Consider the following 11,695-nt stretch of genomic DNA (forward strand, 5'->3'; position numbering starts at 1 on the left):
GCCGCCACACCGGCCGATCGCTTCCAGGGAAGGACCGCAGCAGGGAATCCATCGATGAACCAGAAAGTCGTCGCCGACGAAAGCGCCTTCCGCCGCATCCTCGCGCGCAACATGGCACTGCCGTTGGGCATCTGTTTGCTGGGAGCGGTGCTGTTCATCGGCCTGATTCTCTACATGCTCGACGTGCTGGGCTGGGTCGAGCACACCGATCGGGTGATCTCCAGCGCCAACGAGATGCAGCGCCTGAGCGTCGACCAGGAGAGTGGCCTGCGCGGCTTCCTGATCACCGGCGATGCGCGCTTCCTCGAACCGCTGGAACAGGCGCGGCCACGCATCAACGCAGGGCTCAAGAGCCTGTCGGAGCTGGTCGCCGACAACCCGCCGCAGGTGGAGCGGGTTTCGCGCCTGACCTCGATGCAGGACGAGTGGATGACCTTCGCCCAGCAGATGATCGAGCTGCGCCGCCAGGGCCAGGACACCTCCGACGCCATCAAGGCCGGGCGCGGCAAGAGCATGATGGATGCGATCCGTGCGCAGTACGCCTCGCTGATCAACACCGAGCAGCAACTGCGCCATGACCGCAACCAGTTCGCCTCCAGCCTTTCCACCGGTGTGGTCATCCTCTACCTGGTCTTCAGCATCGTGGTCGGCACGTTGCTGGCGTATTTCGGCCGCCGGCAACTGGTCAGCCTGTCCGAGTCGTATGCCGAGTCCCTGCGTCGCCAGGTGCTGCATAACGAACAGCTGCAGCAGCAGGCGTGGCTGCGTGATGGTCAGAGCCGCCTGGGCGACCAGTTGATCGGCCAGCAATCGCTGCCGTTGCTGGGGCGCAGCCTGATGGAGTTCCTCGGTGAATTCGTCGGCTCGCCCATCGGAGCACTGTACGTGCGTGACGACCATGGCGGCCTGCTGCGCGGTGCCACCTTCGGCTTCGCCCGCCAAGTGGATGGCGTGGAGTACTTCGCCGCCGACGAAAGCCTGATCGCCCAGGCTGCCCGGCAACGCAAGCTGCGGGTGATGGAGGGCTTGCCGGCCGACTACCTGAAGGTCAACTCGGCGCTGGGCAACGGCTCGCCGGTGAGTGTGGCGCTGCTGCCGCTGCTCAACGAGGGTGGTGTGGTCGGGGTGCTGGAGCTGGGCTTCCTGCGGGTGCTGAGCGAGCGCGAGCAGGCGTTCCTCCAGGGCGTCGCCGAAACGCTTGGCAGCGCGGTCGCCGCCGCGCTGCATCGCCAGCGCCTGCAGGACCTGCTGGCGGAGACCCAGCAGCTCAACGAAGAGCTGCAGGTGCAGCAGGAAGAGCTGAAGACGGCGAACGAGGAGCTGGAAGAACAGTCACGGGTGCTCAAGGAGTCCCAGGCGCACCTGGAGGCCCAGCAGGCCGAGCTGGAGCAGACCAACGAACGCCTCGCCGAGCAGACCCAGGAACTGGCCGCCCAGCGTGATGACCTCGACACCAAGAACACCGAGCTGAACCAGGCGCGCCTGGACCTGCAGGGCCGCGCCGACGAACTGCAGCGGGCCAGCCGCTACAAGTCGGAGTTCCTCGCCAACATGTCCCACGAACTGCGGACGCCGCTCAACAGCTCGCTGATCCTGGCGCGCCTGCTGGCGGACAACGAACAGGGCAATCTCGATGAGGAACAGGTGAAGTTCGCCGAGTCGATCTACGGCGCCGGCAACGACCTGCTCAACCTGATCAACGATATCCTCGACATCTCCAAGGTGGAGGCCGGCAAGCTGGAGGTGCGCCCGGAAAATGCCAGCGTGCGGCGTCTGGTGGAGGCAGTGGAAAGCATGTTCCGCCCGCAGGCCGACGACAAGCGCCTGCGCTTCGTTGCCGAAGTTGCCGAAGACGCGCCGGCGCTGCTGTTCAGTGATCGCCAGCGAGTCGAGCAGATCCTCAAGAACCTGCTGTCCAATGCCCTCAAGTTCACCGATGCCGGCGAAGTTTCCCTGCACGTGAGTGCGGCGCCCGAGGGCCTGCGCTTCGACGTGCGCGATAGCGGTATCGGCATCGCCGAGGACCAGCTGCAGCGCATCTTCGAAGCCTTCCAGCAGGCCGATGGCGCCACCAATCGCCGTTACGGCGGTACCGGCCTGGGCCTGTCGATTTCCCGCGATCTGGCGCATCTGCTGGGCGGCAGCATCATCGTCAGCAGCGAGCCGGGCAAAGGCAGCGTCTTCAGTCTGCTGTTGCCGCTGAACTACCAGGCACCGGTCGAAGACACTGCGGTCAGCACGCCTGCGCCGATCGTCGCCAGCGCTGCTCCGGTTGCTCCGCCGGTGGTGCGGGCGCCAGCCGCCGCGACCTTCGCCGACGACCGCGAGCAGGCCAGTGTCGGCCAGCGCTGCGTGCTGGTGGTGGAGGACGAGCCGAAATTCGCCCGCATCCTCTACGACCTGGCCCGCGAACTGGGCTATCGCTGCCTGGTGGCCATGGGCGCCGAGGAAGGCCTGCGCCTGGCCGACGAGCACGCTCCCGACGCCATCCTGCTGGACATGCACCTGCCCGATGAGTCCGGCCTCGCCGTGCTGCAGCGCCTGAAGGCCAATCCGCGCACCCGCCATGTCCCGGTGCACGTGGTGTCGGTGGAGGACCGCAGCGAAGCGGCCCTGCATCTGGGGGCAATCGGCTATGCATTGAAACCAACCACCCGCGAGCAACTGCGCGAAGTCTTCGGCAAGCTGGAGGCCAAGCTGACCCAGGAGGTCAAGCGCATCCTCCTGGTGGAAGACGACCCGCTGCAGCGCGACAGTGTCTCGCGCCTGATCGGTGACGACGACATCGAGATCACGGCGGTGGAGCAGGGCGAGCAGGCCCTGGAGCTGCTGCGCCGGAACATCTACGACTGCATGATCATCGACCTCAAGCTGCCGGACATGCAGGGCAACGAGCTGCTGCGGCGCATGGGCGAGGAAGACATCTGCTCGTTCCCGCCGGTGATCGTCTACACCGGGCGCAACCTGACCCGCGACGAAGAGGCCGAGCTGCTCAAGTACTCGCGCTCGATCATCATCAAGGGCGCGCGTTCGCCGGAGCGCCTGCTGGACGAGGTGACGCTGTTCCTGCACAAGGTCGAGTCGCAGCTTTCCAGCGAGCGCCAGCGCATGCTGCGCACCTCGCGCAACCGCGACCGGGCCTTCGAGGAGCGACGCATCCTGCTGGTGGACGACGACGTGCGCAACATCTTTGCCCTCACCAGCGCCCTGGAGCACAAGGGCGCGCGGGTGGAAGTGGCGCGCAACGGCCGTGAGGCCATCGAGAAACTCGACGCGGTCGGCGACATTGATCTGGTGCTGATGGACGTGATGATGCCGGAGATGGATGGCTACGAGGCGACCCGCCTGATCCGCCAGGACGCGCGCTGGAAGAAGCTGCCGATCCTGGCGGTCACCGCCAAGGCGATGAAGGACGACCACGAGCTGTGCCTGCGCGCCGGCGCCAACGACTACCTGGCCAAGCCCATCGACCTGGACCGCCTGTTCTCCCTGATCCGTGTCTGGTTACCGAAGCTGGAGCGCATCTGACATGCCTGATCGCAGCCAGGATATCGAGCTGCGCCTCCTGATCGAGGCGATCTACCTGAAGTACAGCTACGACTTCCGCGACTACTCCGGCACCTCGCTGAAGCGTCGCGTATTGCATGCCACCAAACTGTTCGAGTGCCGCAGCATCTCCGCCTTGCAGGAGCGCATCCTGCACGACCCGCATGCCTTCCATGAGCTGCTGCAGTACCTCACCATCTCGGTGAGCGAGCTGTTTCGCGATCCCAGCTACTTCCTTGCGCTGCGCCAGGAAGTGGTGCCGGTGCTGCGTACCTACCCGTCGCTGCGTCTGTGGGTGGCGGGGTGCAGCACCGGTGAAGAGGTGCATTCGCTGGCCATTCTGCTGCACGAGGAAGGTCTGCTGGAGCGCACGCTGATCTATGCCACCGACATCAATCCGCGCTCGCTGGAACAGGCGCAGCGCGGCATCTATGCGGTCGACGATCTGGCCCAGGCCAGCGAGAACTACCGTGCCGCCGGCGGCAAGGGCTCGCTCTCGGACTATTACACGGCCGCCTACGACGGCGCGCTGTTCGACAAACTGCTGCGTGCCAACGTGACCTTCGCCGATCACAGCCTGGCCACCGACAGCGTGTTTTCCGAGACGCACCTGATCTCCTGCCGCAACGTGCTGATCTATTTCAACCGGCAGTTGCAGAACCGCGCCATCGGCCTGTTCCACGAATCGCTGTGCCACCGGGGCTTCCTCGGCCTGGGCAGCAAGGAAAGCCTCGATTTCACCGACTTCGCCGCGGAGTTCGAGGTGGTGAACCGCCGCGAACGGGTGTTTCGCAAGCGATGAGTACGCAGCGGGATGTGCAGGGAAAGGTGCAGGGAACGGTGCAGGCCGTGGTCATTGGTGCCTCGGCGGGTGGCGTGGATGCGCTGTTCCAGCTGTTCGGCGGGTTGCCGGCGGACTTCGGCCTGCCCATGGTGGCCGTGCTGCATCTGCCGGAAAACCACGAGAGCCAGCTGGTGGACCTGTTCGCCAGGCGCCTGGCGATCCCGGTGAAAGAGGCCCGCGACAAGGCGCCGGTGGAGGCGGGCACGCTGTACTTCGCCGCCGCCGGGTACCACCTGTCCATCGAGCAGGAGCGCACCTTTGCCCTGAGCCGCGAGGCGCCGAGGAACTTCTCCCGGCCCTCGATCGACATTCTGTTCGACTCGGCCTCCGACGCGTACCGCGAGGCCCTGGTCGGCATCCTGCTGACCGGCGCCAACCAGGATGGTGCCGAGGGCCTGGCGCGCATCCAGCGCCAGGGCGGGCTGAGTATCGTCCAGGACCCGGCCGAAGCCGCCGTGTCCACCATGCCGGAGGCGGCCATTGCACTCCACGCCCCGGACCACATTCTTCGGCTGCGTGAAATTCACGCGCTCCTGACCCGAATGGGCACCCAACATGTTGCGTAACCAGGGAAGCAAACTGCTGATCGTCGACGACCTGCCGGAGAACCTCCTGGCGCTGGAAGCGTTGATCAAGGGCGAGGGCCGCGAAGTGTTCAAGGCCTCCTCGGCGGACGAGGCGCTGTCGCTGCTGCTGGAACACGAGTTCGCCCTGGCCATCCTCGACGTGCAGATGCCGGGCATGGATGGTTTTGCCCTGGCCGAGCTGATGCGCGGCACCGAGCGCACCAAGAACATCCCCATCGTCTTCGTCACCGCCGCCGGGCGCGAGCTGAACTACGCCTTCAAGGGCTACGAGAGCGGCGCGGTGGACTTCCTCTACAAGCCGCTGGACAACCATGCGGTGCGCAGCAAGGTCAACGTCTTCGTCGACCTCTACCGCCAGCGGAAGGTGCTCGACCGCCAACTGGAGGCGCTGGAGCAGGCACGTACCGAGCAGGACGCGTTGCTCGCCGAGTTGCGCGAAACCCAGGTGGAGCTGCAGCGCGCGGTGAAGATGCGCGACGACTTCATGTCGATCGTTTCCCACGAGCTGCGCACGCCGCTCAATGGGCTGATGCTGGATACCCAACTGCGCCGGTTGCACCTGGCCAAGGGCAAGCTGGAGCACTTCGCCGAGGAGCGCCTTGGCGTGCTGTTCGAGCGTGACGAGCGCCAGCTCACCGGGCTGACCCGGCTGATCGAGGACATGCTCGACGTGTCGCGCATCCGCACCGGCAAGCTGTCCATTCGCCCGGAGGTGGCCAACCTCGCGGAAATCGCCCGGCGTGTCCTCGGCAATTTCTCGGTGCAGGCCCAGGCCGCGGGCTGCGAGGTGAGCCTCGAGGCGCCGGAGGTGGTGGAAGGGGTGTGGGACGCCTACCGCGTGGAACAGGTGATCAGCAACCTGGTCAGCAATGCCCTGCGCTACGGTCCCGGCCGGCCAGTGCAAGTGAGCGTTGCGTTGCAGCAGGGCCAGGCGCAGCTCTGCGTGCGCGACCATGGCGACGGTATTGGCGCCGACGAGCAGCGGCGCATCTTCCAGCAGTTCGAACGCGGCGCCGGCGCGGCCCGCGTCGCCGGGCTGGGATTGGGGCTGTATATCTCCGAGCAGATCGTCCAGGCACACGGCGGCCGCATCGAGGTGCGCAGTGAGCCGGGGCAGGGCGCGGAGTTCTGCATCTACCTGCCGCTGGAGTGAGTCGTTTCGGCTCTGACGTTTCCCTGTAGGAGCAACTGTCTTTCTCGGGAAGCCCGTGCCGATGCTTTCCCCTCACCCCAGCCCTCTCCCAGAGGGAGAGGGAGCCGTCCGTGCCGGCTGTTGCCGGCGTTTCATCCTGCACCGAACGGTCCCCTCTCCCCTTGGGAGAGGGCTAGGGTGAGGGATGGCCCAAGCGCAGAGGTATCTCGTAGGAGCGGACTCTGTCCGCGATGTCGAATCGGCAGCTTCGATGCCTGGCGCCGCGATGAAACGATCGCGGACAAAGCCCGCTACTACGTCCAGCCGGCTTTCCCATCGCGCGGGTTGCACCTTTTCCTCCTGCTGGCATGAACACTGCTTTCTTCCTGATGCCCGTCCGGCCTTCAAGGGTTGCGGCGGGCCCAGCCTCTGGCCGTGCTCCGTTTGGTAGCGCCCTGTGTGGGAAATGTCACCGGTTGCACCGGATTCGCGCGTACGACCAAAGGCTTGTTTTTATTGGGTTGCACCTGGTTGCACCTTGCGATTCGGCGGTATAACCTTTCGCCGATTTTCAGGCACACCTTCTAACAACAGGAAGCCCCATGGCCACCACCACCCTTGGCGTGAAGCTCGACGACGCCACCCGCGAGCGCCTCAAGCTGGCTGCCCAGCAACTCGACCGTACCCCGCACTGGCTGATCAAGCAGGCCATCTTCTCCTACCTGGAGCAGGTGGAAGGCGGTCTCACGCCGGCTGAACAGTCCGGTCTGGCCGCGGCTGCGGGCGAAGAGTCGCTGGATGCGCTGAACGAACAAGGGTTGCAGGTGTTCCTCGATTTCGCCGAAAGCATCCTCCCGCAATCCGTGCTGCGCGCGGCCATCACCGCCGCCTATCGCCGCCCGGAAACCGAAGCGCTGCCGATGCTGCTGGACTTGGCCCGCTTGCCGAAAGAGCAGGCCGGCGCCGCCAGCAAGATGGCCCTGGGTATCGCCGAGAAGCTGCGCAACCAGAAGAACGCCGGCGGCCGCCAGGGCCTGGTGCAGGGCCTGCTGCAGGAGTTCTCGCTGTCCTCCCAGGAAGGTGTGGCGCTGATGTGCCTGGCCGAGGCGCTGCTGCGCATCCCGGACAAGGCCACCCGTGACGCGCTGATCCGCGACAAGATCAGTAACGGCAACTGGAGCCAGCACCTCGGCCAGAGCCCGTCGATGTTCGTCAACGCCGCTTCCTGGGGCCTGCTGATCACCGGCAAGCTGGTCTCGACCCACACCGAAGCGGGCATGTCCTCGGCGCTCAACCGCATCATCGGCAAGTCCGGCGAGCCGCTGATCCGCAAGGGCGTGGACATGGCCATGCGCCTGATGGGCGAGCAGTTCGTCACCGGCGAGACCATCGCCGAAGCCCTGGCCAATGCGGCCAACATGGAATCCCGCGGCTTCCGCTACTCCTACGACATGCTCGGCGAAGCCGCGCTGACCGACGAGGACGCCAAGCGCTACCTGGCCTCCTACGAGCAGGCGATTCATGCCATCGGCAAGGCTTCCCACGGCCGCGGCATCTACGAAGGCCCGGGCATCTCGATCAAACTTTCCGCGCTGCACCCGCGCTACAGCCGCGCCCAGTACGACCGCGTGATGGACGAGCTGTACCCGACCGTGCTCGGCCTGGTGAAGATGGCCCGCGACTACGACATCGGCATCAACATCGACGCCGAGGAAGCCGACCGCCTGGAAATCTCCCTCGACCTGCTCGAGCGCCTGTGCTTCGAGCCGAGCCTCGCCGGCTGGAACGGCATCGGCTTCGTCATCCAGGCCTACCAGAAGCGCTGCCCATACGTGATCGACTACGTCATCGACCTGGCCAAGCGCAGCCGCCACCGCCTGATGATCCGCCTGGTGAAGGGCGCCTACTGGGACAGCGAGATCAAGCTGGCCCAGGTCAACGGCCTGGAAGGCTACCCGGTCTACACCCGCAAGCCTTACACCGACGTCTCCTACCTGGCCTGCGCGCGCAAGCTGCTGGCCGTGCCGGAAGCCATCTACCCGCAGTTCGCCACCCACAACGCCCACTCGCTGTCGGCCATCTACCAGCTCGCCGGGCAGAACTACTACCCGGGCCAGTACGAGTTCCAGTGCCTGCACGGCATGGGCGAGCCGCTGTACGAGCAGGTGGTGGGCAAGGTTGCCGACGGCAAGTTCAACCGCCCGTGCCGCATCTATGCACCGGTGGGCAGCCACGAAACCCTGCTGGCCTACCTGGTGCGCCGCCTGCTGGAAAACGGCGCCAACACCTCCTTCGTCAACCGCATTGCCGACCACAGCATCTCCCTGCAGGACCTGGTGCTGGACCCGGTCCTGCAGGTCGAGCAGATGGCCGCGCAGGAAGGCACCCTGGGCCTGCCGCACCCGCGCATTGCGCTGCCGCGCGACCTCTATGGCGATGCCCGGCTGAACTCCGCCGGCATCGACCTGGCCAACGAACACCGCCTGGGTTCGCTGTCCTCGGCGCTGCTGTCGAGCACCAACCAGGCCTATGTCGCCGAGCCAATGCTGGGCCTGGCCGATGCCGCGCCGGGCGAGGCGCAGCCGGTGCGCAACCCGGCCGACCTGCGCGATGTGGTCGGCCACGTGCGTGAGGCCAGCGAGGCCGACGTGAACAACGCCATCCTCGGCGCGCTGTCCAGTGCGCAGATCTGGCAATCGACCCAGCCGTCCGAGCGCGGTGCCATCCTGATGCGCGCCGCAGACCTGATGGAAGCCGAGATCCAGTCGCTGATGGGCGTGCTGGTGCGCGAATCGGGCAAGACCTTCGCCAACGCCATCGCCGAAGTGCGCGAGGCGGTGGACTTCCTGCGCTACTACGGCGCCCAGGCCAGCACCCACTTCGCCAACGACAGTCACCGCCCGCTGGGCCCGGTGGTGTGCATCAGCCCGTGGAACTTCCCGCTGGCGATCTTCAGCGGCCAGGTGGCCGCCGCCCTGGCCGCCGGCAACACCGTGCTGGCCAAGCCCGCCGAGCAGACCCCGCTGATCGCCGCGCAAGCCGTGCGCATCCTGCTGGAAGCCGGCGTACCCGCAGGGGCCGTGCAACTGCTGCCGGGCCGTGGCGAAACCGTCGGCGCCCGTCTGGTCGGTGACGAGCGCGTGCGTGGCGTGATGTTCACCGGTTCCACCGAGGTGGCCGGCATCCTCCAGCGCAACATCGCCGGGCGCCTCGACGCCCAGGGCCGCACCATCCCGCTGATCGCCGAAACCGGCGGCCTCAACGCGATGATCGTCGACTCCTCGGCGCTGGCCGAGCAGGTGGTGGTGGACGTGGTCAACTCCGCCTTCGACAGTGCCGGCCAGCGCTGCTCCGCGCTGCGCGTGCTGTGTGTCCAGGAAGACGCTGCCGACCGCGTGATACAGATGCTCAAGGGCGCCATGGCGGAGTACCGCGTCGGTGCGCCGGAGCGCCTGCACACCGATATCGGCCCGGTGATCGACGAGGAAGCCAAGGGCAACATCGACAAGCACATCCAGGTAATGCGCGACAAAGGCCGCAAGGTATTCCAGAGCGCCCGAGTGGATGCCGAGGAAATCAAGCGCGGCACCTTCGTCGTGCCGACCCTGATCGAGCTGGAGAGCTTCAGCGAGCTCAAGCGCGAAATCTTCGGCCCGGTGCTGCACGTGGTGCGTTACCAGCGTGCCGAACTGGACCAGTTGCTCGCGCAGATCAACGAATCCGGCTACGGCCTGACCCTCGGCGTGCATACCCGCATCGACGAGACCATCGCCCAGGTCGTTGGTACTGCCCATGTCGGCAACCTCTACGTCAACCGCAACGTGGTCGGCGCCGTGGTCGGCGTGCAGCCGTTCGGTGGTGAAGGCCTGTCCGGCACCGGTCCCAAGGCCGGCGGCCCGCTGTACCTGTACCGCCTGCTCTCGACCCGTCCGCAGGAGGCGGTGGCCAACCAGCTCAAGGGCGACGGCGCGCAAGCACTGCCGCGTCCGAAGGATGCCGAGAAGGCCGTGGAAGCACTCGCCCAGTGGGCGCAGAAGGACACCGTCCTGGCAGCGCAGCTGGCCGGCTACGTCGCGCTGTCGCAGAGCTTCACCCAGCAGTTGCTGACCGGCCCGACCGGCGAGCGCAACAGCTACACCCTGTTGCCGCGTGAGCACGTGCTGTGCCTGGCCGAAGACCGCGCCGACCTGCTCGCGCAGCTGGCCGCCGTGCTCGCGGTAGGCAGCCGTGCGCTGGTTGCCGAGTCCAACGCGGCGGTGGTGAAGGAACTGCCGAAGGAAGTCGCCCAGCGCATCGAGCTGGTCGCCGACTGGAGCAGCACCGACAAAGTGTTCGACGCGATCCTGCACCACGGCGATTCCGATCAGCTGCGTGCAGTCTGCGAGCTGGCCAGCCAGCGCAAGGGCGCCATCGTCGGCGTCACCGGGCTGAACCGCGGGGAAACCGATATCCCGCTGGAGCGCCTGCTGATCGAGCGTGCCCTGAGCGTCAACACCGCTGCCGCCGGCGGCAACGCCAGCCTGATGACCATCGGCTGACGTCGATGCCGCAAGCGCCTGTCCGGGCGCTTGCGGCAAGCATTCGGCCGCTCCTGCGGCCATCCGGCCTGCCAGCCTTCGGGTGGGGCTACCCGCTCCCGGCAGGCCGTTCCCCTCGCGCGTTCTGCGCAATCCGTTTCGGGCACCACGCCCGGCACAACGGCGGAGCTACCCGCTCCGCCGCTTCCCCTTCCTCCAGGTTCAGGCCGGCGCCGCGGTACGGGTCAGCTGCTCCAGCAGTTCCAGGTCGGTACTCATGCCCGAGGTCTCGCGGATGCGCGCGAGGATCTGCTTCTTCAGCGCGATGAATTCCGCAGCCATCTTCATGTCCTGATTGCGCTCGGCGGGCAGCGGCACCTCGTAGACGCTGTCGATGCGTCCGGGGCGCGGGGCCATCAGCACCACGCGGCCGCCCAGGTAGATGGCCTCGTCGACGTCATGGGTGACGAACAGAATGGTGCTGTTCTCCAGCCGGTGCACGTGGCGGATCAGGTCGTGCATCACCTCGCGGGTCTGCGCGTCCAGCGCGCCGAAGGGCTCGTCCATCAGCAGGATCTGCGGCTTGGGCATCAGCGCGCGGGCTATCGCCACGCGCTGCTGCATGCCGCCGGAAAGCTGGCTGGGGTAGGCCTGGGCGAAGGCCGACAGGCCCATCAGGTTGAGCAGCGCATCGGCGCGGCCGCTGGCGACCTCCACGTCGGCGTCGCCGCGCACGGTGTCGGAGACCACCTTGAGCCGCCGGCAGAACTTGATGTTGTCCATTACCCGCAGCCACGGGTAGAGGCTGTAGTGCTGGAAGACCATGGCGCGGTCGATGCCGGGGCCGTCCACGGCGCGGCCGTCGACGAGGATTTCGCCGCCACTGTGGCGCTCCAGCCCGCCGATGCTGCGCAGCAGGGTGGACTTGCCGCAGCCCGAGGCGCCGACGAAGGTGACGAACTCGTTGGCGCGGATGTCCAGGCTCACGTCCTGCAGCGCCTGCACCTGGCGGCCCTGGCTGCTGAAGACCTTGTCGACGTGGCGAATGGCGATCTTGTTCTGGCTCATC

6 protein-coding genes are annotated in these 11,695 nt (G+C 66.6%); 5 read left to right on the forward strand and 1 reads right to left on the reverse strand.

What is annotated here, in order from left to right:
* Positions 1 to 54 precede the first annotated feature (54 nt).
* From N5C91_RS27695 to putA, 5 genes are all read left to right on the forward strand, one after another.
* On the forward strand, positions 55 to 3,528 hold the full coding sequence (locus tag N5C91_RS27695; protein ID WP_279833459.1) for a response regulator: 3,474 nt from the start codon (positions 55 to 57) through the stop codon (positions 3,526 to 3,528).
* Between the two features lies 1 nt (position 3,529).
* Positions 3,530 to 4,348: a CheR family methyltransferase gene (locus N5C91_RS27700; RefSeq protein ID WP_236173308.1), complete on the forward strand. Its 819-nt coding sequence runs from the start codon at positions 3,530 to 3,532 to the stop codon at positions 4,346 to 4,348.
* On the forward strand, positions 4,345 to 4,956 hold the full coding sequence (locus N5C91_RS27705) for a chemotaxis protein CheB (RefSeq protein WP_279833461.1): 612 nt from the start codon (positions 4,345 to 4,347) through the stop codon (positions 4,954 to 4,956). Before N5C91_RS27700 ends, N5C91_RS27705 begins: the two co-directional genes overlap by 4 nt.
* Positions 4,946 to 6,130 (forward strand): hybrid sensor histidine kinase/response regulator, encoded by a 1,185-nt coding sequence (locus N5C91_RS27710; protein WP_236200876.1) that lies wholly within the window; start codon positions 4,946 to 4,948, stop codon positions 6,128 to 6,130. The genes N5C91_RS27705 and N5C91_RS27710 overlap by 11 nt, the downstream gene beginning before the upstream one ends.
* 581 nt (positions 6,131 to 6,711) lie before the next feature.
* On the forward strand, positions 6,712 to 10,647 hold the full coding sequence (gene putA, locus N5C91_RS27715; RefSeq protein WP_279833464.1) for a trifunctional transcriptional regulator/proline dehydrogenase/L-glutamate gamma-semialdehyde dehydrogenase: 3,936 nt from the start codon (positions 6,712 to 6,714) through the stop codon (positions 10,645 to 10,647).
* Positions 10,648 to 10,848: 201 nt separating this feature from the next.
* Here the strand turns inward: putA and N5C91_RS27720 are convergent, their stop codons facing one another.
* Complete coding sequence (locus N5C91_RS27720; RefSeq protein WP_279833466.1) at positions 10,849 to 11,694, reverse strand: ABC transporter ATP-binding protein; 846 nt, start codon at positions 11,692 to 11,694, stop codon at positions 10,849 to 10,851.
* Position 11,695 lies beyond the last annotated feature (1 nt).

The organism is Pseudomonas sp. GD03903 (assembly GCF_029840045.1).
GTDB lineage: Bacteria > Pseudomonadota > Gammaproteobacteria > Pseudomonadales > Pseudomonadaceae > Pseudomonas > Pseudomonas pseudonitroreducens.

Bases quoted from the DNA above. Each gene is read 5' to 3' on its own strand.
- N5C91_RS27695 (WP_279833459.1), top strand. From the start codon at position 55: ATGAACCAGAAAGTCGTCGCCGACGAAAGCGCCTTCCGCCGCATCCTC.
- N5C91_RS27700 (WP_236173308.1), top strand. From the start codon at position 3,530: ATGCCTGATCGCAGCCAGGATATCGAGCTGCGCCTCCTGATCGAGGCG.
- N5C91_RS27705 (WP_279833461.1), top strand. From the start codon at position 4,345: ATGAGTACGCAGCGGGATGTGCAGGGAAAGGTGCAGGGAACGGTGCAG.
- N5C91_RS27710 (WP_236200876.1), top strand. From the start codon at position 4,946: ATGTTGCGTAACCAGGGAAGCAAACTGCTGATCGTCGACGACCTGCCG.
- putA (WP_279833464.1), top strand. From the start codon at position 6,712: ATGGCCACCACCACCCTTGGCGTGAAGCTCGACGACGCCACCCGCGAG.
- N5C91_RS27720 (WP_279833466.1), bottom strand. From the start codon at position 11,694: ATGAGCCAGAACAAGATCGCCATTCGCCACGTCGACAAGGTCTTCAGC.